Raw genomic sequence first — 26766 nt, 5'->3', positions numbered from 1 at the left:
CCTTAAGACGTGGTGTAAGCGCCGGTGACGATGGCTTCGAGCTCTTCCCGGCCTGCCAGGTCCACGGGGCGGATGAGCTTGTCCTGGCCGACGTAGTAAAACGCAGCCCTGACCTGTTCCAGGGGCGCGTCCTGGAGCCGGGACCAGGCGAGCCTATACACGGCAAGCTGCACGCCGCGCACTGCCAGCTGCGCCTTGGACGGAATCCGGCCAGTCTTCCAGTCGATCAGGTCCCAGCCGCCGTCGGCGTCGCGGAAGACTGCGTCGATGCGGCCGCGGACCACCACGTCTGCCACCCGGGTTTCTATGGGCACCTCAAGGTCAGCCGGAATCCGGGTTGCCCATTCGGAGTTCTTGAACGTCTCCTGCATCCCGGCCAGGTCGTAGGCCTCGTCCACGTAGGCGTCGGCACCGGGTTCCTCGTCAAAGTCGAGCTGGCCGGTGGTGGCAAAGTAGTCCTCAATCCAGGCGTGGAAGGCGGTGCCCTTTCGAGCGGCCATGCCCGGCTTGGTGGGGATGGGGCGGCGCATGGCGCGCGTGACCTTTTCCGGGTCCTCGCCCAGTGCCACGAGGCGGGAGGCTGAAATGTGCGGCGGCAGCTCTACCCGGAGCTGGTCGCTTTCCATCTTTTCCTGTGCCAGCAGCACGCTGGCCTCGGCGCCCCAGCGGGGGTTGGCTGACAGGAAGTCGGGCGTGCCCGGCACGGCCGCTGGCCGGCTGCCTGCCAGTTCGGCGAGCTGGGCGGAGGCCGCAGCAACAGAGCCGGCTGAACGCTCCACGTTGGTACGCCGGCCAACGCGGGCGGCCACACCGGTCCGGCCCGTGATCACCGGTCCGTTGAGGGGGTCATAGGGCCAGTCGGCGGTTTCGGCCCCGGCGCTGACCGGGTTCTCCGCGCCTTCCTCGGGGTCGTCCTGCCACGGACCCAGCACGGCTGGATGCCTGGCGCCCTCAGTCAGCGGCAACAGTTCGGACAGGAACGGCGAGACAGTGAGCGGCTTCTTCCCGGTCCCCCAGACAGTGCTCGAACACATCAGGAAGTCGCGGGCCCGGGTGAACGCCACGTAGGCCAGCCGGCGTTCCTCTTCCTCGCCATGGAGCGCCACATCCGAGGCAAACAGCTTCTCATTGTCCATGAGCGTCTTCAGGTCCGGCACGTCCACTTCCCACACGGGGAGGTCGTCCCGGTCCCCCCGGAGCGGCCACGGCAGCGACTTGGCGCCGGTGCTCCAGCGGTCGGCCCGGGTGCTGGGGAAGGCGCCCGAATTCATGCCGGGAACGAACACCACATCCCATTCCAGCCCCTTCGACGCGTGCACCGTCAGCAGAGCCACGGCGTCCGGGTTCGACTCCACGGCCGTCATTTCCAGGCCGCCCTCCTCGGCCTCGGCGGTTTCCAGCCAGCCCAGGAAGGCGTCCAGGTCCACGCGCTGCGCAGCCTGCATGAAGGTGGCGGCGGCGTCCGCGAAGGCGTCCAGGTGCCGGCGGGCATGGTGGATGCTGGAGCCGGGCTTGGCAGCCAGCTCGATGTCCAGGAGCATGGTCTTCTCCACGACGCCCAGCAAGTTGACGAGGTCCTCCCCCACGAAACCGCGCAGCATGCGCAGTTCGTCGCGCAGCGCCAGCAGCCGGGTCCGCGCCGCATCGCTCAGCGGCCGGGCCGACTCCGGCCAGAAGTCCGGGCCAAGGTAGTCCAGCGCCTCCACCAGGGATGAGGCATCCACGATGTCCGCGGTCACCACAACAGGTTCAAGTTGTTCCGCCCCACCTGCTTGTTCGGGTGTGTCGCCCTGCAGCACTGCTGCGTCAAAGTCCACCCTGTTCCGGGCGGCCCATTCCCTGCGCCGGGCCAGGTACCGTGCCCAGTCCGCGAACGCCATCAGGTCCGCCGGCCCAATCCGCCAACGGGCCCCGGTCAGCAGGCGCATGAGCGCGTCCGAGCGGCCGGGGTCGGCGATGACCCGAAGCGTGGCCACCAAATCAACGATTTCGGGGGTGCCGAGGAGGCCGCCCAGCCCCACGATTTCGTACGGGATGCCGCGGGCCTCGAACACGGACTGGAACCTGGCAAACTGCGCACGGCGGCGGCACAGCACCGCCACGGTCATCGCACCTTGGGCGCCGCGACGGTGGGTGAAATCGCCCTTGCGTTCCAGGATCTCCTCCGCAACGGCCTCGGCCTCGGCCAGTTCGGTGTCGTAGCGTGCCAGCAGCACCTCCCCGTCCGGAGCTTGGGGCTTCTCCCGCAGCGGCGAGACCACCACCCGGGGGCCGGCGGCCGCCCGCTGCTCCTCCGTCAGCCCGGCGGCGAGCTTGGCGTTGGCCTTGCGGGCCTGGGCGGCCGTGAGCTCTGCGGACATGACATTGGCGGTGGCCAGGATGTGTGCGGAATTGCGCCATGCAATGGTGAGTTCGGCAGTCGGCGCGTACCCGCCGTCGGCCTTCAGGAAGATTTCCGGGAAGCGGAACAGCTGGCCGGCGGAGGCGCCGCGGAAGCCGTAGATCGACTGGTGGGGGTCGCCCACGGCGGTGACCGGGTGGCCGGCGCCGAAGAGCTCCGCAAAGAGCTGGAGCTGCGCGTGCGAGGTGTCCTGGAATTCATCCAGCAGCACCACCTTGTAGCGCTGTCGTTCCATCTCTGCGGCATGCGGCACGTCGCGGGCAATGCGGGCAGCCAGGGCTACGAGGTCGCCGTAGTCCAGGGCGTTGCGGCGGCGCTTGGCCTCGGCATATTTCTGCACCAGCGCCGCCACCGAAGAGCGTGTGCGCAGCACGTCCAGCTGCTTTGCGACGGCGGCGGTGCGCGGCTTGGCGGTTTCTGCGATGTAGGGCAGTGCTTCAAAGCCGGCCAGGTAGCCGTCAATGGTGGCGATGACCGACTCCGGCTCCTGCAGGTGCTCTGCGCATTCGCCTGCCAGGTCCATGACGGACTGGATGAGCGTGGACTTGGCGGCGGTGAAGTGTTCGTGGTCGCCGTCGTGGCCCTCAACAACCTCGCTGGCCAGCTGCCAGGCCTCGGCGGCGCCGAGCACCACCGCGTCGCGTTCGATGCCGAGGCGCAGGCCGTAGTCACTGACGATTCCGCTGGCGTAGGAATGGTAGGTGGAGACCTTGGGCTCCAGTGCGTCCCGGGCAGCAGCGGCCGGTGCCAGCTCCACCTCACCGGAACGGGCCAGGGTGCCCAGCTTGGACAGTTGGGCGCGGATGCGCGAGGCCAGTTCACCTGCCGCCTTGCGGGTGAAGGTGACACCGAGGATCTCCTCCGGCAGGACCAGGCCGTTGGCCACCAGCCAAACGACGCGGTCGGCCATGGTGGTGGTCTTTCCGGAACCGGCGCCTGCAATGACCAGCAGCGGTTCCAGCGGCGAGGAGATGATGGCCGCCTGCTCGGGCGTGGGCGGGAACTGGCCCAACAGCTCGGCCAGTTCGTAGGGGCTCACGGGCTCGCGGGGTGCCGCGGCCGCGGCATTGGGCAGCTGGCCGGCATTGTTGGCGGTAGGGGTGCTCATTCGGTGACTTGTTTCCCTTCCGGGCACAGCGGGCAAATGGTGGGCAGGGGGCAGCCGTTGCGTTCGGACCAGTCGGCTCCGTGGCGCGCGGGGAACGCGGACTGGGCCATGAGGAGTGCGGCCTCCATGACCTTCAGGGTGGGGTCGTCGTCGGAGCCGGCCACCATGGCCGGCTGGTCCTGGGTCTTGACGCTTTTGGTGGTGTCGCCCAGGGGCAGCAGCGCGGCTCCGCCGGATCCGGCACCGGCCAGCCCCACGGCGGCCGCGAGTTCCTCGAAGCCTCCGGCAGCCACGGCCACCTGGTAGGCGCCCAACTGCGGGTGGACCAACACCTGTTCCTTGGTGGGCTTGTTGCGGCCGGTCTTGATGTCCACGACCACGAGGTTTCCGTTGGCGTCGGCCTCGAGCCGGTCCACCTGGCCGCGGAGCCGCACCGTGCGGGGCTGCCCGGCGGGAGGGACGGCGGGACTGCCGCCGTCCCCGGCAGGCGGGGTCCCGGCGTCGGCGGCGTCGGCGGCGTTGGTTCCGCCGGCACCGGAGGCATCAGCAGGAAGCTCCCCGACATCGACGGCGAAATTCTCCTCGACGGCCAGCAGCCGACGCCCCTCCATGCGGGCGTCGATCACGTACTGGGCCAGCTTGCCCAGCATGGTCTGTGCCCGCAGGTAGTCCTGGTCGGTTTCCCATGACTCGGGCAGGCCCAGGGAGGGCCAGCGCCGTTCCAGCTCGGCCAGGTACTCGTGGCCTGCACCTGCAGGGATGTCCTGGGCGATGCTGTGGATGAGCGTGCCGAGGCTCCGGGCGAAGTCGGTGGTGGCCTCTCCCCCGGCGGCCCTGACAAACCAGTTCAGGGGCGACTTCAGGACCTCCTCCACCTTGGACGGGGACACCACGACGGGCTCCCCCGGAGCAATGATGGGGCCGTCGCTGCTCAGCGGTGCCAGCCCCCACCACTGCTCCGGCGCAGCTCCCGGAACCTGGTTGCCGGCCAGCACGGCAAGCATGCGGGCAGCTTCGGGCTCGGCGTGCATCTCCGATTCCTGGCGCAGCTCGGCCACGAGCGAGCGCAGTGTCATGGGGCGCGGCACCTGTTCCACGGGGCGGACGGGGTATTGGGACTCGCCGCCGGAATCCGTGGACGGCATGTACGGCGCAGCCAGGTCGATGAACTGAGAGGGCTGCAGCTCGTGGCCGGCCGCCGCCGTGAGGATCAGTTTGCGCCCGGCCCGGGAAATGGCCGCGGCAAAGCTGCGGAGTTCGTCGTAGCGGATGTCGCGAAGCCGGGCGGCAGGATCAACCTGCCGCGCCGCCTCCGGACCCTTTTCCAGCACGTCCACCAGCAACTGGCTGCCCAGCAGCTCACCGCGCAGGCGCGTGTTGGGCCAGACCCCTTCCTGCAGACCGGCGACGATGACCACGGGCCATTCACGCCCGGCGGCACTGGCCGGGGTGAGGATTTCCACGGCGTCGCTGCGCTGGGCCCGGGCGGCAAGGGTGTCCATGGGCAGCTCCTGGTCCATCAGGTAGTCCAGGAACTGCTGCGGGCTGGAGCCGGGCAACTGGTCCACATACCGCTCAGCTGTCTGGAACAGTGCCATGACGGCGTCCAGGTCCCGATCCGCGCGGATGCCGGTGGGGCCGCCGCGCAGCGCCTGCGTTTCCCAGGTGCCCGAGGTGTCGCAGGCATCCCACAGCGCCCACAGCACGGTTTCGGCATTGGCGCCGGGCTCGGCCACGGCGGCCCGGCCTGCCGCGAGCATGGCCGCGATCCGCCGCGCATTGGCCGCCTCCCAGCCCAAGGGTCCCAGCTTGTCCGGGTTCAGCAGCGCCTCGACCAGCAGCTCGTCGCTGGCGCGGCCGCCGCCGTCGTGCAGTTCCTGCTGCCGCAGCGCCTGCCGCAGCCGGCGCAAATGCAGCGCGGTCGAGCGACCCAGGCGGGATGTCAGCAGCGCAACGCAGGCCTCGGCGTCGAGCGTTTCAGGCGCCAGCGCAATGCCAAGCGCCTCCAGCAGCGGGCGCACGGCGGGTTCGTCGCGCACGGGGTTCTCGGCCACGGGCACCTTGACGGCGATGCCCTGCGCGCTGAGGTACCGCTGCAGGGCCGCTAGGGCGGAACCGGTGCGCACGATCACGGCGACCTCGCTGAGGCTGTGCCCGCGCAGGTGCTGCAGGTGCAGGATGCGCTCGGCCACCAGGCGCAGCTCATGGACTTCGGAGGCCACCACGTGGGCGGTGACGGCCGGTTCGTTGTTGAATTCCTGCTCAAGGTCCGACGCCGGGTCCCCTGCTTCGGCGCCGGGCCCGTCAGCCGTGTCCTCCGACTGGCCCGGCCAGGCCAGCTGGCGGGCCTTGTGTCCGCCGCGGATCTGGAAGATCCGCTCGGCCACGCCGGACCAGGCCGCGGCCAGTTCCGGGCCCATGCGGTGCGAGACGGTCAGGGCGAACTGTTGCAGGGGGCGCTCGTCGGTGGACAGTGTTTCCGACAGCGAGGCGACCAGGTCGGGCCGGGCGCCTCGGAAGCCCTGCACCACGGTGTCAGGCGACGCGGAGACAATGATGTCCTTGCCGCGGCCGACGAGTGCGAGCAATTCATGGACTGCCTTGTTGGCCTCCTGGATGTCGTCCACCACGATCAGCCCCAGGCGGTGCCGTTCCCGTTCCAGGAACTCGGGGTCCAGGGTCAGCAGCGTGGCCGCGGCCGTGATGATGCCGGCGGGGTCGAAGGAGCCGGACTTGCCCCAGTCCACCACGTCCCGGTATTCACCGTAGAGCTGTGCGGCGGCCACCCAGTCGGGCCGGTGGTTGGCCCGGCCAAGGTCCGCGAGCTCCTCCGGGACGAGCCCGTATTCGATGACCCGGTCAAAGAGCTGGCGGATCTCCTGCCGGAAGCCGCGGGTGTCGAGGGCGTCGCCGAGTTCGCGGGGCCAGTCCGGGGCCGTGCCGAGCCCTTCCCTGTGCCCGGCCAGCAAGTCCCTGATGATGAGGTCCTGCTCCGGGCCGCTCATGAGCCGCGGCGGGCCGTCGAGGTGCGGCATCCGCCCCTCCACCTTGGCCCGCCGCAGCAGGTCGAAGGCATAGGAGGACCAGGTCCTGGCCGGGGAGGTGCTCAGGCTCTTGGTGAGCCGGGCACTCAGGCCGTCGCGCAGCCGTCCGGCAGCCAGCCGCGACGGGGCCAGCAGGAGGGCACCTGCTGGGTCAACGCCGTCGTGCTCCATCCGCTTCACGGCCGCCTCCACCAGCACGGTGGATTTGCCCGTTCCGGGCGCACCCCACACCAGGACCGGCCCGCTGCCGGGGGCCAGCTCCACCACGGCGCGCTGGTCGGCGCTCAATGCAGGGGCGCTGCGGATGCTGCTGGCCGGCGGCACCAGCCTCAGCTGCGGCAGGCCCTGTTCTCCTTGCGTGCTCATGCTTCCAGTCCACCACGGGGGTCTGACATTGCAGCACGGTGGTGCGTGCCGGCGTCGTGCCCGTCGGCGCCATCCGACTCCCTGAGCCGTGCGGCGATGGCGTCGATCCGGTCAAAGTCAGGCTCGGCAGGGTTCCAACGTGCGGCCTTCATGTCCACCCGCCATTGCATGGGCTTGCCCGGCGGCGTGCGGGCTGAGGTGTCGCCGCGCAGGGGAGTGTCCTCCGCCAGGTAGTGTTCCAGGGCGCGGCCTTCGTGACACAGCGGGGCGGCACCGCCGGCCCGGATCACCCGCCACCACGGCGCTGCACTGCCCTGCGCGGCCATGGCCGCCCCGACCTGCCGCGGGCCGCCGCTCTCCAGCAGTGCCGCGATGTCCCCATAAGAGAGGACGCGGGAGGGCGGAATGAGTTCGGCGACGGCCAAAACCGCTTCAATGTACTGCTCACGCATGCCTCAAGGGTAGCCGTGTGCGGGGGTGGCGGTGCAGCTTTGTCGGTGGCGGCAGGTAGCGTAGTGGCATGACTAGCTGGAGCATGAACCCCCGCGCCGCGTTCGATCTGGAAACCACCGGAAAGGACCCCCGAACGGCCCGCATCGTGACGGCGTCGATCGTGATTGTGGACGAATCCGGAAAGGTGGCGGACACCCACGAGTGGCTGGCCGATCCCGGCGTGGACATCCCGGAGGAAGCTGCCGCCATCCACGGCATCAGCACCGCCCATGCCCGCGAGCACGGGCGCCCCTCGGACGTTGTCACCGCCGAGGTTGGTGCCGTGCTGGAAACCCTCTTCAAGAACAACATCCCTGTCATCGCCTTCAACGCCAGCTACGACTTCACCGTCCTGGCGAATGAGGCCCGCCGCCACGAGCTCGCCCAGATCACCGCCGCCCCCGTGATCGACCCCTTCATCTGCAACAAGCAGGTGGACAAGTTCCGCAAGGGCAGCCGCACGCTGGTGGCCCTGTGTGAGGAATACGGCATCAAGCTCGACGACGCCCACACCTCCGCCGCCGACGCGGAAGCCACGCTGCGGCTCGCCGATGCACTGGCCGCCAAGTACAGCGCCCTGCGCGTGGACGTGGCGGACCTGCACAACGCCCAGGTCGGCTGGGCCCGCGACCAGGCCGCCGATTTCCAGTCCTACCTGCGCCGGGTCAAGGACCCCGCCGCCGTGATCGAAGGCGACTGGCCGGTCCTGCCGTAGGGTCCTGGCCAGGCCGGCGGACGGTTTGTCCAGGTGCGGTCCGGCGAACCGGGGTCCAGACCGGGGCTGACTACCGGCGACTGACGGATTTTCAGGCGCTGCACGGGTCGCCGGCGGCTGCTCTCCGCCGTCCGCCGCGGCCGGCATGAGCTAAATCACAGCCGCCCCTGCGCCCGCCACGGCAGTTTTTCAGCCACCACTCGTGCAGCCGCGCCGGCACCACACCGGCAGCAGGCCCCGCAATCGGGGCAAATTTCGCATCTTCTTCTGCCTAACACGCCTTTTGCCGTGCACAAATTCGCGCACGCCATAATTCCGCCATGGATGACATAATTTAGTTTTGCTGGCCGAGGTCTGCTACGAACTCCCTGTGAGTCCCTTCCGTCGATTCCCAGCATCACCGGTTTTCCCGCCCGAGGCATTGATCGGCTGCGGCTCCTGCAATGAAAGTGAATGTTTGATGAAGAAATCTGCTTTGAAGTGGCTCACCACCGTCCCCGTGGCCGTGGCACTCGCGTTCTCCCTCGCAGCCTGCGGCGGCTCCACCGGCTCAACCTCCTCCGGCGGCCCCACCGACGCCTTGGCCGGCAGCGACCAGCAGTCGCTTGACCGCTACACCACCGACGACGTCGTGGCCCTGGACTCCGTGAAGAAGGACGAGCTCGGCCTGATCACCCCCGGCACCATCACCGTGGGCACGCTCTCCGACGCCCCGCCGAACATCTTCATCAAGGACGGCGTCTTCACCGGCTACGACAACGAGCTGCTGCGCGCCATGGCCGACAAGCTGGGCCTGAAGGTCGAGTTCAAGTCCACCGACTTCTCAGCACTTCTTGCCCAGGTTGAGAACAAGTCGTTCGACGTCGGCTCCTCCTCGATCTCCACCACCGACGCCCGCCGTGAAAACGTCGGCTTCACCAACGGTTACGACTTTGGCTACATGGCCGTTGTCGCCAAGACCGACTCCGACATCAAGGGCTTCGCCGACCTGACCGACAAGACGCGCATCGCCGTCGTGCAGGGCACCGTGCAGGACGACTACGTCACCAACACGCTCAAGTTCGAGGCTGTCCGCTTCCCCGACTACAACACGGCGTACGCCAACTTGAAGAACGGCCAGGTTGACGCCTGGGTTGCCCCGTCCCAGCAGGCCACGGGCCAGGTCAAGGACGGCGACGGCACGGTCATCGCCGAAGAGGTTGTCAACACCCAGAACTTCACCGCCTACGCCGTGAACTCCGAGAACAAGCCGCTGACCGACGCCCTGAACTCCGCACTTGACGCGGTCATCGCCGACGGCACCTGGTCCAAGCTGACCAAGGAGTGGTACCCCACCCGCCCCATGCCTGAGGACTGGACCCCCGGCTCCAAGGCTGTCACGGTACCCAAGGCCTAATTTATGGATGTTCTCGAGCAGCTTGGAAAAACGTTCTTCGACTGGGACGCCATGGGGGCCGTTGTCCCCGAAATGCTCACGGTCGGCTTGCCCAACACCCTGATCCTGGCCATTTCCTCGGCCATCTTCGGTTGCATCTTGGGCATGATCCTTGCGGTCATGGGCATTTCACGAAATCCCATCCCCCGCTGGATCGCCCGGGTCTACACGGATATCTTCCGCGGCCTGCCCGCCATCTTGACCATCCTCCTGATTGGTCTTGGCCTGGGCCCCGTGGTTCGCATGCTGACGGGCAGCACCAACCCCTACCCGTTGGCGATCTTTGCGCTGTCACTCATGGCAGCCGCCTACATCGGCGAGATCTTCCGTTCCGGCATCCAGAGCGTTGAAAAGGGCCAGCTCGAGGCCTCCCGCGCCCTGGGGTTCAGCTACGTCTCATCCATGAGCCTCGTGGTGATTCCCCAGGGCATCCGCCGGGTCCTGCCCGCGCTGGTCAACCAGCTGATCTCACTGATCAAGGACTCCTCCCTGATCTACATGCTGGGCCTGCTGACCAGCCAGCGCGAAATCTTCCGCATCGGCAACGATGCGGCAGCCAACACCGGCAACCTCTCACCGCTCATCGCGGCCGGCGCGCTCTACCTGTGCCTGACCATCCCGCTCACCCACCTGGTGAACTTCATGGACAAGCGCATGCGTGAAGGGAGGGCCCAGAAGCTGGATCCGGACGAGGCCGCAGCAGTCATTGGCAAGGGAGCCCAGGCATGAGTGAATTCAACCCAGGGTCGCTGACGGCCACCAACATCCACCTGGCGTTCGGCGCCAACAAGGTGCTGCGCGGCATCGACCTGCACGTCCCGCAGGGCACCACGGCCTCCGTGATCGGCCCGTCCGGTTCCGGCAAGTCCACGCTGCTGCGCGTCATGAACCGGTTGATCGAGCCGGACCAGGGCGACATCCTGCTGGACGGCAAGTCCGTCCTGAACGACAACCCGGACGAGCTGCGCCGCCGCATCGGCATGGTCTTCCAGCAGTTCAACTTGTTCCCGCACAAGACCGTGCTGCAGAACGTCTCGCTCGCGCTCACCAAGCTGCGCAAGATGCCCAAGGACCAGGCCAACGCCGCAGCCTTGGAGCAATTGGACCTGGTGGGCCTGAAGCACAAGGCCGATTCCCGGCCTGGCAACCTTTCCGGCGGCCAGCAGCAGCGCGTGGCGATCGCACGCGCCCTGGCCATGGAGCCGGAGGTCATGTTTTTTGACGAGGCCACCAGCGCACTGGACCCGGAACTCGTCAAGGGCGTCCTGGCGCTCATGACGGACCTGTCCAAGGGCGGCATGACCATGGTCGTGGTCACCCACGAAATGGGCTTCTCCCGCAACGTCTCCGACACCGTCACCTTCATGGATGGCGGCGTCGTGGTGGAAACCGGTTCCCCCGAGGAACTGTTCACCGCCCCGAAGACGGACCGCTTGAAGGGCTTCCTCTCGGACGTCCTGTAGCCCGCAGCTGACGACGGCGGCACCCACCTTTCGCTCCAAGCGCCAGGCGGGTGCCGCCGTCGAACGTTAACGAAGCGCTGGCAGGCGCGCCCGCAGATGTCCACAGGGGCCCCGGATTCACAGGCTGGGCCACCGCATCGGGAGTACGCTGGAAGCATGGTCCATCAGCAGCCGGCCCGTGGCGCTTTTGTCCCAGGCCGCCGGGCCCGAGACCTGCTGACGCGCGTGCCGGTGTGGATGTGGCGGATCTTCATGCACTCCATCAGCGTGGTTGAGCTGCGGCACCTGAACGCGGACCCCATCAAGGGCATCCGGTACTGGCACGACATCGATTTCGTGGGCGACCACATCCGCTCCCACCGACTCGACGTCCTGGCCCCGGCCAGCGCCACCCCCACGGACCACCTCCCCGTTTACGTGTATTTCCACGGCGGCGGCTGGACGTCAGGCGACAAGGCCTCGCTGACCAAGTACTGCGCAGGCCAGGCAGCCACCGGGATTGTGGTGGTCAACGTCAACTACCGCACGGCCCCGCACTTCCACCTGGGCCATGTCCTCGAGGATGCCAACGCGGCGCTCGGCTGGGTGTCGGGGCACATCGGCGAATTCAGCGGCGACAGCGGGCGCATCGTCCTGGGCGGCGACTCCGCGGGCGGGCAGATCTCCGCACTCATGGCCGCCACCACCTTCCAACCCGACCTCGCCCGCCACTACTCGCTCAACACAGCGCTCCAAAAGGGGCAGTTGCGGGGCCTGGTGCAGCATTGTTCCATCGTGGACTTCTCCGTGTTCTTCGACCGCGGCTTCGTCATGAGCCTGAACTTCATCCGGATGCTGCTCCCGCGCGGCCATTCCGCCGCCGGCGACCGGCACAGGCTGCGGGAGGCGGCGCATTTCATGTCGCCCATCGAGTGGCTGGACTCCCGCTGCCCGCCCGTGTTCATCACCACCTCGGAGCGCGACTTCTTCTACCGTTCAAACCTGAACCTGATCCGTGCCCTCAGCGCCCACGGTGTGCCCGTCGATGCCCTCATCTACCGCTGGAGCAGCCCCAATACCGAGCACACCTGGCAGCAAAACTTCCGCTATCCCGAGTCACAGGAGGTCTACCGGCGCCTAGAATCCTTTATAACCAAGGTGACGGTGCCGGCCTGACAACCCGGCGGCCGTCCCGGATGCGAAGCGGAGGTGCGGCCGTGGGTTTTGTTGCCGGCCAGGGGAAGGACGACGGCGCGGGCGGCCCGGGCGTTCCCGGCGGCCCGGGTGCGGCCAGCGAAAATGACGCCCTTCCGGGTGGGGACTCCGCGCCGGGCACCGATGCCGCCTCGATGCCGGGCGGCGATGCTGCCGCGCAGCTTGATGCGCAACTGCCAGGCTTCGACTGGGCGCTGCTGCCGGAGGGGTTTTCCCGTTGCACGCTGCAGGCGCCGAGCGGGCCGCTGGCCGCCATCAGCTGCGGAGACCCGTCCAGTCCCCCGGTCGTGCTGGTGCCCGGCGCCACGGGGTCCAAGGAAGACTTTGTGCTGATGATGCCCATTCTGGCTGCGGCAGGGTTCCACACCCTCAGCTTTGACCTGGCGGGACAATACGAGTCGGCGGCCGCCGGGCCGGAGAACCTCATCCCTGCCGGGCGGCACTACACTTTTGAACTCTTTGCCAACGATGTCCTGTCCGTGCTGCGCGGGCTGGGCCGGCCGGCCCACGTGGTGGGCTATTCCTTTGCTGGCACCGTCTCCGGACTGGCCTGTGCCCGGGAGCCTGGCCTGTTCGCCAGCCTGACCCTGCTCAGCTGCCCTCCGCTGGCCGGCCAGAGCTTCCGCGGCGTCAGCCGGATCGGGCCCTTGACCGGCATCGCCCCGGCAGGCGTGGGTGCGGCGTTGATGGTCTGGGGCATCAAGTCCAACGTCATCCCCGTCCGTCCGGGGCGGCTGCGCTTTGCCCGCGACAGGTTCAAGCTGACGCGCCGGGCATCGGTGACGGACATTGTTGGCCTCATGAAGCACAACCCCGACCTGGTGCCCGACCTGTCGGCGGCGCACCTGCCCAAGCTGGTGGCCGTGGGCGGGCACGACCTGTGGCCCACCCGCCTCCATGCCGAGTTTGCCAAGTCAATTGGTGCCCGGCTGGCCGTCTACCCCGGGGGCCACAGCCCCTGCGAGACCTCCCCCAACCAGCTCTGCCGCGACCTGCTCCAACTTTTCGGCCCGACAATCCCCTGACGTCCATCCTCCCGCCCGTCCCGACGCCGCATCACATAAACCCCACTTTTCCGGGACGCGGCATCACTTTTGGTGGGCACGCACCCAACGCACGCGGGTCCGGCGTCGTTCAAGGGGGTTCTCCGCGGCGAACAACTGCCGGAACGTCAGCCACGCCATGGCCAGCCGGCGCCCCAGCGTGGCCCACGTGGCGAAGGGCCGTGCAGAGACGGGCATGCGCAGGAGCGGGTCAAAGATGACGGGCATTTCCGGGCGCAGAAGGTAGGAAATCTCCAGGTCGTCGAGGACGCCGGGGTCGTCGCGGGTCACGTCCGGGCCCAGCTTGGACCATACGCCGGCTGCCATCGCGTAGTTGGAGCCAAACACCGGGCAGTGCCCCAGCAGCAGCCCCACCACGTGGAAGTAGCCGCCCAGGTACAGTGTCCGGCCCAGCCAGCAGACCAGCCGCGGCCCGCCGTAGAAATCGCCGGGCCCCGTGACCAGAGCCAGCGGCCCCGCGTCCGACAGGTCCGCCTCCACCCGGGCCAGCCAGTCCGGGCCGGGGCGCGAATCGGCGTCGACACGGGCGATGATGTCCGTCCCCGCAGCATCGAAACCGCGTGCGGACGCCCCCGCCACACCAGGCTCAGGCCAGGGAATCCGCTCCACGCCGGCAGCCGCGCACACCTCGGCGGTGTTGTCGGGGCTGCCGTTGTCCACCACGATGACCCGGTCCGCCGGCCGCGACTGCCGCGCCAGGTGGGCCAGGCAAACGGCCAGCATCCCGGCGTCGTTGCGCGAGGGAATGACAACGGCAATCGTGGTTTTTCTCGCCATGCGCACACCCTACAGCAGCTGGCGCACGACGGCGCGTCCCGGCTTGCGCCGCAGGGTTTAGACGCCCTGGAGTGCTTCGTGCGGGCCGTCGGGGAGGACCACGGTGACGGTGTCCCCGGAACGCACGGCTCCGCCCCGGTGGACGACGCCCATGATGCCGGCACGGCGGATGGTGTCCCCGTTGGCGTCGCGGCCGACGAGTTCCTTGAGCAGTCCCTTCTGAAAGTTCTCGATCTGGGCGCACGGGTTGCGCAGGCCTGTCACCTCGACCACGGCCTCCGGACCCAGATGGAGCATGGTTCCGCGGGGCAGGCCCAGGAGGTCCACGCCGGTGGTGGTGACGTTCTCACCGAGCTGGCCCGGGGCAACGGTGAACCCGCGGGTGGCGAGCCAATCGAAGAGTTCCTGGTGCATGAGGTGCACCTGGCGGAGGTTGGGCTGGCTGGGATCGGCCCGCACCCGGGAAAGGTGCTGCACCGTGGCCCCGGAATGGGCGTCGCCGGCCACACCCAGCCCGGCCACAAGCTCGATTCTGGCAGCCGTGTTCTTGCTGAAGCGGTGGGTGGCGTCGGCGTGGAGGGCTGAAACAGTCGCGGTGCTGTCCATGGAACCAGTCTAGGCAGCATGCCGGCGTCGGCGGCTGCCCAGGGCCTGCCGGATGCGACGGACCCCGGGCCGCCCCCGGGTCAGACGATGGGTGCCGCTGCTGCAGCCTTGGCCGCGGCCGGGAGGGCCTCGAAGATGCGGTTCATGGCGGCGTCGTCGTGCGCGGCGGAGAGGAACCAGGCCTCGAAGACGCTCGGCGGCAGGTACACGCCGGAATCCAGCATGGAGTGGAAAAACGGCGCGTACCGGAACACTTCCTGCCCTTGGGCGTCGGCGTAGTTGTGCACGCCGCGGGCGGAGGTGCCGAACGCCACGGAGAACAGGTTTCCGGCGCGCTGGATGGAGTGGTCCACGCCTTCGGCGGACAACGCACCGGACAGTGCAGCGGAGAGTTCCAGCGAGCGGGCGTCCACGGCTGCGTACACGGAGGCCGTGGCGGCGGTCAGGGTGGCCACGCCCGCGGCCATGGCCACGGGGTTTCCGGACAACGTGCCGGCCTGGTAGACCGGGCCGAGAGGTGCCAGGTAGTCCATGACCTGCGCGCGCCCGCCGAGGGCGGCCGTCGGAAGCCCGCCGCCGATGACCTTGCCAAGGGTGAACAGGTCGGGGGTCCAGCCCTCGGAGGCGCCGGTCAGGCCCCAGTAGCCGGCGGCCCCGACGCGGAATCCGGTCAGGACCTCGTCCAGGATGAGCAGTGCACCGTGTGCGGAGGTGATGCGGGACAGCCCGGCGTTGAAGCCCTCGCCCGGGGTCACGACGCCCATGTTGGCGGGCGCAGCCTCGGTGATGACGGCGGCGATGCGGTCGCCGTGCGCGGCGAAGGCGGCCTCAACGGCGGCGAGGTCGTTGTACGGCAGCACCAGGGTCTCGGCGGCGGTTGCGGCGGTGACGCCGGCCGAGCCGGGCAGGGCGAGGGTGGCCAGGCCAGAGCCGGCGGCAGCCAGCAGCGAGTCGAGGTGGCCGTGGTAGCAGCCGGCGAACTTGATGATGAGCTCACGCCCCGTGAAACCACGGGCCAGGCGCACGGCGGTCATGGTGGCCTCGGTGCCGGTGGAGACCATGCGCAGGCGTTCGACGCCGGACACCCGGCCCTGCACGAGGGCCGCCAGTTCGCTTTCGGCCGGGGTGGAGGCACCGAAGCTGAGGCCGTGGTCCACTGCGGCATGCACCGCGGCGAGGACGTCGGGGTGGGCGTGGCCCAGCAGCGCCGGCCCCCAGGAGCAGACCAAGTCAACGTAGTCGCGGCCGTCGGCGTCCGTCAGGTAGGCGCCCTTGGCGTTGACCATGAAGCGCGGCGTGCCGCCCACCGAGCCAAAGGCGCGCACGGGCGAGTTCACCCCGCCGGGCATAAGGGTCTTGGCGCGGTCAAAAAGTTCCTGCGAGCTGGTCATGGGAAGTCCTTTGGTTTTTCAGTCGAACGGTGAAGGTGGGAAAGGCGCCGTCGGGCTTAGTTTTCGCGCAGCCAGCCGGCAAGTTCCGCCGCCCAGTACGTCAGGATCATGTTGGCACCGGCACGCTTGATGCCCAGCACCGACTCCTCAATGGCACCGCGCCGGTTGATCCAGCCATTGGCTGCGGCGGCCTCGATCATGGCGTACTCGCCCGAAATTTGGTACGCAGCCACCGGCACGGGGCTCATGGCGGCCACGTCGGCCAGAATGTCCAGGTAGCTCATGGCCGGCTTGACCATGACAATGTCGGCGCCTTCGGCGAGGTCCAGCTCCACCTCGTGCAGGGCCTCGCGGCGGTTTCCCGGGTCCATCTGGTAGGTGCGGCGGTCGCCCTGCAGCTGCGAATCCACGGCCTCGCGGAACGGGCCGTAAAACGCGGAGGCGTACTTGGCCGCGTACGCCAGCACAGAAACCGAGGTGAAGCCGGCCAGGTCGAGGGCCTCCCGGATCACGGCCATCTGGCCGTCCATCATGCCCGACGGCGCCACCACGTGCGCGCCCGCCGCTGCCTGCGCCACGGCCATCTTCGCGTAGATCTCCAGGGTTGCGTCATTGTCCACGACGCCGTTGGCATCCAGCACGCCGCAGTGCCCGTGGTCCGTGAACTCGTCCAGGCAGAGGTCGCTCATGATGACGAGTTCGTCGCCCACGGCCGCACGCACGTCCCGGATCGCCTTGTTCAGCACCCCAAACGGGTCCGTCCCGGCACTTCCCACGGCATCGCGCTCGGCGGGGATGCCGAAAATCATGATCCCGCCCAGCCCCAGCGCCACTGCATCGCGCGCCGCGAGGATGAGCGACGCCGTCGTGTGCTGCACCACGCCCGGCATGGACGTGATGGGCCTGGGCTCGGTGAGGTCCTCCCGGATGAACACCGGCAAAATCAGGTCCGACGGCGCCACCTTCGTCTCGCTGACCAGCCGCCTCATCGCGGGGGTGGTGCGCAGGCGGCGCGGGCGGTGCTGGGGAAAACTCATGATGGCTCCTGTGAATCTTGGTTGTGAAAATGTGTGCGTGCTGCGGCCAGTGCGGCCGTGATGCCCTCCGGCGTGGGGTGCACGGCCGTCGCGGCCACCCGCATCCCCAGCCGTTCGGCCTCTTCCCGCGTGGGTTCGCCGATCGCCACCACCAGGCAGCTTTCCGGCAGCGGCGCGATGGTTTCGGCCGTCCGCCGCGCCGCGCTCCCCGAGGCCAGCACGACGGCGCCAATCGCCCCCGAGCGGATCTCACCTGCCGCCTGCGCCGGGGCAAGCACGTCGCGGGCCACGCATTCCTGCATTGGCGAACGGGCGGCCAGGGCCGCTGTCAGGCGGCGGCCGTCGCGCGCCGGGTAGTCGACGGTCCGGTAGGCGGTGACGGCTTCCGGGGCCCAGCCCTTGGCGGCGAGGCCGTCGACGAGCGTGGGGCTGGCCAGGTTGGACTGCGGGAGCAGGACCTTGTTGGTTGTGCCGTCAGCCGGGGCGGCGTCCGGCCACAGTTCCACCAGGCCTGCGGCGGACTGGACGTCGGTTGGCGCGAGGACGGCCTCGATGCCCTCGGCGGCCAGGATGTCCACGGACGTGGGCCCGATCGTGGCCACCGAGGTGGACGGTGGAACGAGCTCGGCGAGGGAAGTCCCGGCCGATTCACACCACTGCTTCAGCGCGCGGACCGTGGTGATGGAGCTGATGACCAGCCAGCGGTATTCCCCCTCGGCGAGGCGCCGGAGCGCCCGGCCCAGGACGTCGTTGCCTGAGACCTCAAAGTCGATGAGGGGAACCAGGACGGGCTCCGCCCCGGCGCCCTCCAACGCAGCAAGGAGGCCGCCGGCGCGGTCCACGCTCCGGGTCACGGCCACGCGCAACCCCGCCAGCGGCCTGTTTGCGGTCATTGCGCGGGGCCGGCCAGGTCTGCCAGGTCCGCGGCACCGCCGGCGAGCAATTCTTCGGCAAGCTCGATGCCAAGGAGGGTCGCTCCGACCTCGGTGAGCCCGTCGGTGGCCTTTTTCAGGCGCAGCGAACGCTTGCCGTCGAGGGAGACGACAACGGTTTCCAGGTACAGCATGGAGCCCTTGCGGTGCCCGAGGGCGCCGACGGGTGCGCTGCAGCCGGCCTCGAGGCGGGCCAGCAGTGCGCGCTCGGCGGTGACGGCCAGGCGCGTGTCCGCATCGTCAACGGCTGCCAGCGACTGCCCCAGGACGCCTGTCAGCTCGGCGTCGGCGGTGCGGCATTCCAGGGCGAGTGCGCCCTGGCCGGGTGCCGGAAGCATGACCTCGGTGTCCAGGAATTCGGTGACCGTGTCGAGCCGGCCGATCCGGGTCAGCCCTGCCGCCGCCAGCACGACGGCGTCGAGGTCGCCGGACTTGCCGGGGACGGCATCGCCGTCGGGGTTGCCGGGCAGGCCGGGAACCCGGGCGAGGCGGGTGTCCACGTTGCCGCGGATGTCCACAATCTCCAGGTCGGGGCGGGCAGCGAGCAGCTGGGCCGCCCGGCGCGGGGAACCGGTCCCCACGGTGGCGCCGGGCGGCAACTCGGCCAGCTTGAGCCCGTCCCGCGAGCACAGTGCGTCGCGCGAGTCGGCGCGGACCGGCACGGCGGCCAGCGCCAGCCCGGGAACCGCCGCGGTGGGCAGGTCCTTCAACGAGTGCACGGCCACATCCACGCGGCCGTCCAAGACGGCCGCCCTCAGTTCCGCGGCAAACACGCCCGTGCCGCCCATCTGGGACAGCGGGCCGGTCAGGACGTCGCCGTCGGTCTTGATGGGAATGATCTCGGCCGTAAAGCCGCCGACGGCGCTGAGTTGGTCGGTAATTTGCTGGGTCTGGCTCAGGGCCAGCTTGCTTCCGCGGGTTCCAATTTTCACACTTGCCATTGTTTCAGCCATGGAGATTAAGAGCCACCTTGCACAACGGCCGTGGAAGAGGCGGCAGGCCGTCCCCCGGAACACAGGCCAATGGTGCTGCCACCCTCGGCAATGACGGGCTTCTCGCCACGGAAGTTTGCGCAGCAGCCAGGGTTGCAGACATCGCGCCAAGGGCCCAGCTTGGTCATGGCGGGGCGCTGCGCAATGTTGTTTTCCACGGTGCGTTCACAGATCATGTCCACCAGCCCGGCAACAAACTTGGGGTGCGTGCCAGGTGTCGGGGACCGGTCAAAGGTCAGGCCCAACTCGGCACACGTTTGGGCAGCCTCGGTGTCCAGGTCCCAGAGAACCTCCATGTGGTCGCTGACAAAGCCGAGCGGAACCACCACCACGCCCTTGGTTCCGGCTTCTGCCAGTTCCGCCAGGGCGTCATTGATGTCAGGTTCCAGCCACGGTACATGCGGGGCGCCGGAGCGTGACTGGTACACCAGGGAGAAGTCCCGGCCTTCGACCGCAGACGGCTCCACGGCGTCCATGACAACGCGGGCCACGGCCAGGTGCTGGGCCACATAGGCCGACTCCTGCTCAAAGGTGCGCGGCTCTTCCACCGAACGACCGGCGGCCTCGGCGTCGCGGGTGGGGATCGAGTGGGTGGCGAACATGACGTGGACGGGCGCGTCGGGGGTGCCGGCGGCGGCAAGTTCCGCCCTGACCTTTGCCAGGGAGATGGCGGTGCCTTCGATGAAGGGGACCACAAAGCCGGGGTGGTCAAAGTACTGGCGCACCTTGTCCACGGCCAGCTTGCCGTCCAGGCCTGTCTCGGTCAGCGCCATGCCAATGTCTTCACGGTACTGGCGGCAGCTCGAGTATGAGGAGTACGCGCTTGTGCTGACCATCAGCAGGCGGCGGTGGCCGGCGTCGTACGCATCCTGCAGGACGGTGGGGATGTACGGGTCCCAGTTGCGGTTGCCCCACAGCACGGGCAGCTCAATGCCGCGGGCGGCCAGCTCTGCCTCAAGGGCGGCCTTGAGGGCGCGGTTCTGGGCGTTGATGGGGCTGATGCCGCCATTCTTGCGGTAGTGGTGGCTGACCTCTTCGAGGCGCTCGTCCGGGATGCCACGGCCGCGCGTGACGTTGCGCAGGAAGGGGATGACGTCGTCCTGGCCCTCGGGCCCGCCGAAGGAGGCCAGCAGGATGGCGTCGTACTCTGCAGGCTCCGCAACCGGCAGCGCCGGGTTCGGTGCAGCCTGGGCAGCCGCATCCTGCGCAACGGAAGTTCCGCCGTCGTGCATCACGGCGCTCATCGGAGAACCTCGGCGACCTCGGTGCTGGAGACCAGGCGGCCCGTGTAGAAGGGGATTTCGTCGCGCACGTGGAGGCGGGCGTCGGTGCCGCGCAGGTGGCGCATCATGTCCACGAGGTCGGTGAGCTCGTCGGCCTCCAGGCCCAGCAGCCACTCCCAGTCGCCGAGTGCGAAGGCGGAGACGGTGTTGGCTTGGACCTCGGGGAAGTCCCGGCCCAGCACGCCGTGGTCGCGGAGCATGCGGCCGCGGTCCTCGGCGGGAAGGATGTACCAGTCGTAGGAGCGCACGAACGGGTAGACGCAGACCCAGCCCTTGGGGCCCTTGGAGCTCATGTAGGTCGGGGCGTGGGACTTGGCGAATTCTGCCTCGCGGTGCACACCCATGGCGGACCAGGCGATTTCCGTGGACTCGAACAGTGCCAGGCGGCGGATGCTGCGGACTGCGCGCTGCAGGCCCTCGGCATCGGCGCCCACGAGCCACACCATGATGTCCGCGTCGCTGCGCATGGCTGAGACGTCGTAGCTGCCGCGCAGGGTGATGCTCTCGGCGGCCAGCTCGGCGACCAGCGCATCGAACGCGGTCACCGCCGCTTCCCCGCCCTGGAAGGATCCGGTCCGCTTGAAGACGGTCCACAGCGTGTACGGCGTCTCGGCAGGAGTTTTAGTGACAGATTGTTCATATGTGTGGCTGGTCATGCGTTCAAGTGTGCACCCGGGGGCCGCTAAAAATGAAACCGAACTTCTCTACATGACGTAGAAAGTGACGAAGCTTACACCCGCCGGGCGGAGTCGACCGCCGCCCGGACGGCCCTGCGGGTGCCGCTGACCACGGCCGCCAGGCCGTTGCCGCTCATCCAGCCGCCGGCCAGCACCAGCCCCGGCACGGTGGCCGCCACGGCCTGCAGCTGCGCCATTTTGGCCTGGTGTCCGACGGCGGCAAACGGCAGGGAGCCCCGCCAGCGGACAATGTCGGAACCCAGGAGGTCCGCTTCGGTCACCGCGATGCCCAGCAGTGCGCTCGCGTCGGCCAGTGCCGTGGCCACGAGGTCGTCCTCCCGCGGCGTGGCCGGGGTGAGGCGGACGGCGTCGGCAGGCTTGACGCCGGCGCGGCCGTAGGAGAGCCTCAGCACGTGGGTGCCGGGGCCTGTGTCGTCGGCCAGCCACTCCCACTTGGCGGTGGCGTGAGTGAGCGCCTTGGCCTTGATGCCGGGCACGCCGGGAGCCACCAGGATGCCCGTGCCGCGCGGCGCAGAATCGAGTTCGGGCACGTCGACCACCAGCGTGACGAGGCGGATGTCCGGCCCGGGCGCGGGCATGAAGGGTTCCAGCTCGGGCAGTTCCGGGGCGAGCAGCCCCACGGCCGTAGGCCCGTCGGTGGCCAAGACCAGCAGCTGGGCAGCCGCGAAGCCGCGGTCCGTGCCGTGCTCCCAGTCGACAATCCAGGGGGCGGGGGCGCCGCCGTCGTACTTCTTGTCCTCGGGCACCTGCTCCGGGTCGGTGTCGTCCCGGTAGACGGCCCTGACCCGGTGGCCCAGGTGCATGCCCACGCCTGCCCGGGCCAGCGCGTCAACGAGCGCCGTGACGAGGGTGTGCATGCCCCCTGAAAGCCCTGCCACGGCGGACCCGGGCTGGCCGGTGGCACGCAGCGCTGCCACGGCGGCGGCCAGCGAGCCGTGCTCACGGATGCCGGCACGCAGGCCCGGGGCCACCGCGTCGACGTCGAGCTTCTCGGGATCGGCGGAGTGCACACCCGCAACCACGGGGGCGACAAGGCGTTCCAGCACGCGCTTGCCCATGCGCAGCCGCACGAGTTCGGCCACGCTGGAAACCTTCTCGGTGGTCCCGACGGTGGCGGGCAGCCTGGCGTCCACCGAGGCGCGGAGCACGCCGGAGGCACCGAGCGCTGCCCGCACCTCGGGCGCGTTCAGGTCCGAGGGGATGCCGAGGATTCCGGTGCGCGGCAGCGGGACGGGTCCGTCCGGCAGCCACACCCAGGCGCCGGCCGGGTTCGGCTGCACGATCCGCTCCGCCAGGCCCAGCTCTTCGGCAAGGTCGGCCACGGCGGTGTTGCGGGTTGCGAAGGACTCGGCACCGGAATCAAGCACCGTCCCGGCCACCTCGTGGCTGCCCACGCAACCGCCCCACATGCCGGAGGCCTCGTAGATGTCCACGTGGAAGCCGGCCGCCTGCAGGTCCCTGGCCGCGAGCAGCCCGGAGATTCCCCCGCCCACCACCACGGCACGGTTCGGTGCGGGGTGCTCAAGCGGGCGGTGGGCCTTGGCTGCGGTCTTGCGGGTTTCCATGGTCTCCCCTTGTGGCTGGTGCGGATTGCAGGGTTCGGGCTGGGCGCTGCGCTAGATCGAGTGGACCAGCGCAACCAGGCGTGTCAGGACCTCCGGGTCGGTGTCCGGCGGAACGCCATGACCCAAGTTCACCACATGTGCGGGCGCCGTGGAGCCCGCGGCCACCACCTCGCGGACATGTTGCTCCAGCACCTCCCACGGCGCGCTGAGCAGGGCGGGGTCGATGTTGCCCTGCAGCGGGACCCGGCCGCCCAGCCTGCGGTTCGCCTCGTCCAGCGGCAGCCGGTAGTCGACGCCCATGACGTCCACGCCAACATCCAGCATGGCGCCGAGCAGTTCGCTCGTTCCGGTGCCGAAATGGACCAGCGGCACGCCTAGGCCGCGGACATGGTCCAGGGCGATGGACGACGCCGGTGCCACATGTTCGGTGTAGTCGGCCAGTCCCAGCGACCCCGCCCAGGAGTCGAAGAGCTGGCCCGCGCTGGCACCGGCCTCGATCTGTGCACGCAGGAACTTGCCCGAGGCGTTGGCGGCCCAGCGCATGAGTTCCGCCCACAGCTCCGGCTCGGCGTGCATCATGGTGCGCGGGCCCAGGTGGTCGCGGGACGGGCGGCCCTCAACCATGTAGGCGGCCACGGTGAAGGGTGCCCCGGCGAAGCCGATCAGCGGGGTGCTGCCAAGTTCCTTGACGGTCAGGGCCACGGCCTCGCGGATCGGGTCCAGGGACTCGTCGGTGAGCTCGGGCAGGGCGGCGATGTCCTCGGCCGTGCGGATCGGCTTGTCCAGGACGGGGCCCACGCCGGGGACGATGTCCACGCCCACGCCGGCCAGCTTGAGCGGGATGACGATGTCGGAGAAGAAAATGGCGGCGTCAACGTCGTGGCGCCGGACCGGCTGGAGCGTGATTTCGGCGGCCATCTCCGGCTTCAGGCACGATTCCAGCATGGTCGTGCCCACCCGGAGGTCTCGGTATTCCGGCAGCGACCTGCCGGCCTGGCGCATGAACCAAACGGGGCGGCGGCTGGGCTTTCCGCCCCGGTAGGCAGTGATCAATGGGGAGTTTGCGGTGCGGCCATCCATCAGCGGGTGGCTTGGGCTCAGTGTCATGGCAACACCATACAGAGCCAAACTGGGCGTATTTTGTGCACAAACTGTCACCGTAGGAGGGCGCGGGCAGTGAGCTGGCGGTGAGCAGCCTCACACATTCTTGGTGACGCTTTGAGTCTACTTGTGCATAAACCCCCAGCTTGGGGGTCTACCATGTTGAAATTGTGGTTCTCTTTTCGCTCGTTGCCTCGCACACAGACCTTGACCTGGAAACCGTCGCCCGCCTCAGCTCCGGGGCATCGGAGGTCAGCTCCGAGCTGGTGGCTGCCCAAAATGCGGTGGCAGGGCTGGTGACACTGGCAACGTGCAACCGCTATGAGCTCTACCTCCATGCCCGCAGCGCCGATGACGTTGGGGCCGCCCGCAGCGCCGCCGTCGAGGCCGTCAGCCGGTACTCGGGACTGCCCGCGGCACAGGTCTCGGACGCCCTGGCCACCCTGCAGGAAGATGCCGTTCCCCGGCACCTGTTCTCCGTGAGCACTGGACTGGATTCGGCCGTCGTGGGCGAGCGGGAGATTGCCGGCCAGGTCCGGCGGGCCCTCAGCGAGGCGCAGGACCAGGGTGTCACCACCCCGCAGCTCGTGCGCCTGTTCCAGGCTGCGGCAAAAACCGCCAAGGACGTCGGTTCCCAAACCGCCCTGGGCAGCCGCGGCATGTCGATCGTCTCCGTGGCCCTCGACCTGGCCTCCGCCTTCCACGCGGCACCCTCCCAAGATGCCCCGCCACCTGCCGGGGCACTTTCAGCCGCCCCCTGCCCGCCTTCCGGGGATGCGGGCCCGCTCTCCGGCATGTCGGCGGTGCTGTTTGGCACCGGCGCCTATGCAGGAGCCGCGATGGCCCAGCTGGCCCAGCGCGGCTGCACCGACATCTCGGTTTATTCATCATCGGGCCGGGCCGACATCTTCACGGCCTCCCGCGGCGGCACGGCCCTCAATGACGACACCCTGCCGGGCGCCCTGGCCAATGCCACCCTGCTCGTGGGCTGCAGTGGCTCCGACCACCAGGTCACCAAGGCGGATTTGGCACAGTTGCGCCATGACAATTCGCCCCCGTTGACGGTCATCGACCTGGCCCTCAGCCACGACTTCACACCCGACATTGCCGAGCTTCCCGGCGTTGAGCTGCTGACCCTTGAAACGGTCCGCCAGGCGGCCCCGGCTGAGCAGGAAGAGACCCTCGCACAGGCCTCCGCACTGGTGACCGAGGCCACGAGCAGCTTCGGGCAGGCCCAAAACGCCCGCTCCCTGGACCACGCCATCGTGGCGCTGCGCCGCCACACCATGGCCGTGCTCGACGACGAACTGGCCAAGGTCCGCAAGCAGCACGGCTGCTCGGCGGCCACCGCCGAAGTCGAATTCGCCATGCGGCGCATGGTCAAGCAGCTGCTCCATGTGCCGACCGTCCGGGCGAAGGAACTCGCGGCAGCAGGCGACACCGAGAGCTACATCGCCGCCCTGGACGTCCTTTACGGGCTGAAACCGACGCCGGAAATCATCGGCAGCGCGGTGAGCGCAGCCTCCGCCACAAAAGCACCGGATGCTGGCGCCTCCCTGGACGGCACGGCAGGCACCGAAGCCACCGCCTAGCACCCGCCGGGACGCACCCCACAGCCCTCAGCCGAAGGCGTTTACGCCCGTCAATTCCGCCGAAAGCTCCCACAGGCGCCGGGCAGGGCCGGGGTCCACGGCGTGGGGATCCACACCCATGAAGCGGGCCAGCTCAGACGACGGATCGGTGGGCCGGGCAATGTCGCAATCCTCGCAGTAGACGCCGCCCCGCCCGTCCAGCTGCGGGGAGGTGCCGGCCCATACGGAGGTTGCCGCACCCTGTTCAGGCGTCTTGAAGCCGTCACGGAGCTTTCCTGATGCGTCCATCCAGCCGGCCGCCACCATCTCCTCCTGCGTCAGGTGCCGCTGCAGCCCCGTCATGATGCCGCCCGGGTTCACCGCAAACGCCCGCACCCCGTCGCCGGCACCCAGCTCGTCCAGCCACACGGCAAACAGGCTGTTGGCGGTCTTTGCCTGCCCGTACGCTTCCCATTTGTCGTAGCCGCGCGTGAACTGCGGATCGTCAAAGTGGATTCCGGACCGCTTGTGCCCGGTGGACGAGAGCGCCACCACGCGCGCCCCTCCGTCGGCCAGCAGCGGCCAGAGCAGGTTCGCCAGGGTGTAGTGGCCCAGGTGGTTGGTGCCGAACTGCGCCTCCCAGCCCGGGCCGACACGGGTTTCCGGGCATGCCATGATGGCGGCATTGTTGACCAGCAGGTCCAGCCGCTGCCCCGAGTCAAGGTAGTCGGCGGCGAACCGCTTCACGCTGGCCTGGTCTCCCAAATCCATGTCAAAAACATGCACACCTCCCAGGCCGGCCTCCTCCAGCACCCCTCGGGCATGCTCCGCACGGCGGGCTGGCACCGTCACGGCGGCACCGGCACCGGCCAGCGCGCGGACGGTCTCCAGCCCCAGGCCCGAATACCCTCCGGTCACGACCGCCGCGGTCCCGGAGAGGTCCACGCCGCTGACCACTTCCGATGCGGCCGCATAATGCCCAAATCCCGAACCCAGCGGTTCCTGCGGCGTTTTTTGACTGTCCGAGCGGCCCATGGCGCGCCTCTTTTCATCAGTGCCGGCCCCTCGCTCCTGCGGGGATGCCCTGATTCGAAATTTACTCCTGCGCGCCCACTTTGTCCCGGCTTTGCCACGCACCATTCCCGCCGTCAAGGTGGACGGCGGCGGGACAACCGGCCGCACAGGCCCGCCAGGCATGGGCCGGGCAGGTTCCCGCCTTGCATTGCAGGACCAAGAGCGTGTCCTGAGGCAACGCTGCACGCTTTAGGGGTACTAAATACGGGACTTCTTTCCAAAGACGCCAACCAGCAACGTGGCCAACCCGGTCACTGCGACCAAGCCGCCCCAGGCCAGGAACATGGCGGGGACGATCGGCACACCGTTGGGATCCATGGTCCTCGAAACTGCCATCAATATCGCCATGGCGACCATGAGTGCCGCACCGGCTGCCAATATGCAGAGGCCGGCCCTTCGAACGTTGTCCATGCCCTGCCCCTTTGTTCGCAATTCCCCGGACACCTTTTGTTCCCAG

The 26766-nt window shown here is 68.8% G+C and carries 22 protein-coding genes; 7 read left to right on the top strand and 15 right to left on the bottom strand.

All coding sequences use genetic code 11. From position 1 onward, the window contains the following. Positions 1-2: 2 nt before the first annotated feature. From JOF48_RS12150 to JOF48_RS12140, 3 genes are read right to left on the bottom strand one after another with little or no spacing between them, the layout of a single operon-like run. Complete coding sequence (locus JOF48_RS12150; protein ID WP_209681055.1) at positions 3-3509, bottom strand: ATP-dependent helicase; 3507 nt, start codon at positions 3507-3509, stop codon at positions 3-5. Next, positions 3506-6919 carry an ATP-dependent helicase gene (locus JOF48_RS12145; protein ID WP_209681053.1) on the bottom strand — a complete coding sequence of 1138 codons (3414 nt, stop codon included), beginning with the start codon at positions 6917-6919 and terminating at the stop codon, positions 3506-3508. Before JOF48_RS12145 ends, JOF48_RS12150 begins: the two co-directional genes overlap by 4 nt. Next, positions 6916-7371: an MGMT family protein gene (locus JOF48_RS12140; RefSeq protein ID WP_209681051.1), complete on the bottom strand. Its 456-nt coding sequence runs from the start codon at positions 7369-7371 to the stop codon at positions 6916-6918. Before JOF48_RS12140 ends, JOF48_RS12145 begins: the two co-directional genes overlap by 4 nt. Before the next feature lie 68 nt (positions 7372-7439). Between JOF48_RS12140 and JOF48_RS12135 the strand changes: the two genes are divergently transcribed. From JOF48_RS12135 to JOF48_RS12110, 6 genes are all read left to right on the top strand, one after another. Further along, the gene (locus tag JOF48_RS12135) at positions 7440-8126 is read left to right on the top strand and encodes a 3'-5' exonuclease (RefSeq protein ID WP_209681049.1); all 687 of its coding nucleotides are present in this window, start codon (positions 7440-7442) and stop codon (positions 8124-8126) included. Between the two features lie 460 nt (positions 8127-8586). After that, a complete protein-coding gene (locus JOF48_RS12130; protein WP_209681047.1) occupies positions 8587-9522 on the top strand; it encodes an ABC transporter substrate-binding protein in 936 nt (311 codons plus the stop codon). Between the two features lie 3 nt (positions 9523-9525). Beyond that, positions 9526-10290 carry an amino acid ABC transporter permease gene (locus tag JOF48_RS12125; protein WP_209681045.1) on the top strand — a complete coding sequence of 255 codons (765 nt, stop codon included), beginning with the start codon at positions 9526-9528 and terminating at the stop codon, positions 10288-10290. After that, positions 10287-11024 (top strand): amino acid ABC transporter ATP-binding protein, encoded by a 738-nt coding sequence (locus tag JOF48_RS12120; protein WP_209681043.1) that lies wholly within the window; start codon positions 10287-10289, stop codon positions 11022-11024. The genes JOF48_RS12125 and JOF48_RS12120 overlap by 4 nt, the downstream gene beginning before the upstream one ends. Positions 11025-11180: 156 nt before the next feature. After that, on the top strand, positions 11181-12179 hold the full coding sequence (locus JOF48_RS12115; RefSeq protein ID WP_245346510.1) for an alpha/beta hydrolase: 999 nt from the start codon (positions 11181-11183) through the stop codon (positions 12177-12179). Positions 12180-12220: 41 nt separating this feature from the next. Then, positions 12221-13243, top strand: a complete 1023-nt coding sequence (locus tag JOF48_RS12110) for an alpha/beta fold hydrolase (protein WP_342591230.1) — start codon at positions 12221-12223, stop codon at positions 13241-13243. Positions 13244-13306: 63 nt separating this feature from the next. Here the strand turns inward: JOF48_RS12110 and JOF48_RS12105 are convergent, their stop codons facing one another. From JOF48_RS12105 to hemE, 10 genes are all read right to left on the bottom strand, one after another. Next, a complete protein-coding gene (locus tag JOF48_RS12105) occupies positions 13307-14059 on the bottom strand; it encodes a glycosyltransferase family A protein (RefSeq protein WP_209681040.1) in 753 nt (250 codons plus the stop codon). 57 nt (positions 14060-14116) lie between these two features. Continuing rightward, entirely contained in the window at positions 14117-14665 is a 549-nt protein-coding gene (locus JOF48_RS12100; protein WP_209681038.1) for an MOSC domain-containing protein, read from the bottom strand. An 80-nt stretch (positions 14666-14745) separates the two neighbouring features. Then, the gene (gene hemL, locus JOF48_RS12095; protein ID WP_209681036.1) at positions 14746-16056 is read right to left on the bottom strand and encodes a glutamate-1-semialdehyde 2,1-aminomutase; all 1311 of its coding nucleotides are present in this window, start codon (positions 16054-16056) and stop codon (positions 14746-14748) included. A 56-nt stretch (positions 16057-16112) separates the two neighbouring features. Then, positions 16113-17093 carry a porphobilinogen synthase gene (hemB, locus tag JOF48_RS12090; protein WP_209681034.1) on the bottom strand — a complete coding sequence of 327 codons (981 nt, stop codon included), beginning with the start codon at positions 17091-17093 and terminating at the stop codon, positions 16113-16115. Further along, complete coding sequence (locus tag JOF48_RS12085) at positions 17090-17986, bottom strand: uroporphyrinogen-III synthase (RefSeq protein WP_209681032.1); 897 nt, start codon at positions 17984-17986, stop codon at positions 17090-17092. The genes hemB and JOF48_RS12085 overlap by 4 nt, the downstream gene beginning before the upstream one ends. Continuing rightward, positions 17983-18966: a hydroxymethylbilane synthase gene (gene hemC, locus JOF48_RS12080; RefSeq protein ID WP_209684478.1), complete on the bottom strand. Its 984-nt coding sequence runs from the start codon at positions 18964-18966 to the stop codon at positions 17983-17985. The genes JOF48_RS12085 and hemC overlap by 4 nt, the downstream gene beginning before the upstream one ends. Before the next feature lie 17 nt (positions 18967-18983). Continuing rightward, positions 18984-20261, bottom strand: coding sequence for a ferrochelatase (locus JOF48_RS12075; protein ID WP_245346509.1), 1278 nt, complete (start codon positions 20259-20261; stop codon positions 18984-18986). Next, positions 20258-20956: a hydrogen peroxide-dependent heme synthase gene (gene hemQ / locus JOF48_RS12070; protein WP_209681029.1), complete on the bottom strand. Its 699-nt coding sequence runs from the start codon at positions 20954-20956 to the stop codon at positions 20258-20260. The genes JOF48_RS12075 and hemQ overlap by 4 nt, the downstream gene beginning before the upstream one ends. Positions 20957-21030: 74 nt before the next feature. Continuing rightward, entirely contained in the window at positions 21031-22563 is a 1533-nt protein-coding gene (locus JOF48_RS12065) for a protoporphyrinogen/coproporphyrinogen oxidase (protein ID WP_209681027.1), read from the bottom strand. 51 nt (positions 22564-22614) lie between these two features. Continuing rightward, a complete protein-coding gene (hemE, locus tag JOF48_RS12060; RefSeq protein ID WP_209681025.1) occupies positions 22615-23670 on the bottom strand; it encodes a uroporphyrinogen decarboxylase in 1056 nt (351 codons plus the stop codon). A gap of 164 nt (positions 23671-23834) precedes the next feature. Here hemE and JOF48_RS12055 point away from each other — a divergent pair, with 164 nt between their 5' ends. Further along, complete coding sequence (locus JOF48_RS12055; RefSeq protein WP_209684472.1) at positions 23835-25256, top strand: glutamyl-tRNA reductase; 1422 nt, start codon at positions 23835-23837, stop codon at positions 25254-25256. 27 nt (positions 25257-25283) lie between these two features. Here the strand turns inward: JOF48_RS12055 and JOF48_RS12050 are convergent, their stop codons facing one another. Together JOF48_RS12050 and JOF48_RS12045 are read right to left on the bottom strand one after the other, a co-directional pair. Beyond that, positions 25284-26270 carry an SDR family NAD(P)-dependent oxidoreductase gene (locus JOF48_RS12050; protein ID WP_209681023.1) on the bottom strand — a complete coding sequence of 329 codons (987 nt, stop codon included), beginning with the start codon at positions 26268-26270 and terminating at the stop codon, positions 25284-25286. Between the two features lie 237 nt (positions 26271-26507). Further along, positions 26508-26720: a hypothetical protein gene (locus tag JOF48_RS12045; RefSeq protein ID WP_209681021.1), complete on the bottom strand. Its 213-nt coding sequence runs from the start codon at positions 26718-26720 to the stop codon at positions 26508-26510. Positions 26721-26766: the final 46 nt, after the last annotated feature.

The organism is Arthrobacter stackebrandtii, from assembly GCF_017876675.1.
Taxonomy (GTDB): domain Bacteria; phylum Actinomycetota; class Actinomycetes; order Actinomycetales; family Micrococcaceae; genus Specibacter; species Specibacter stackebrandtii.
This window is presented reverse-complemented; position numbering and strand designations above follow the sequence as displayed.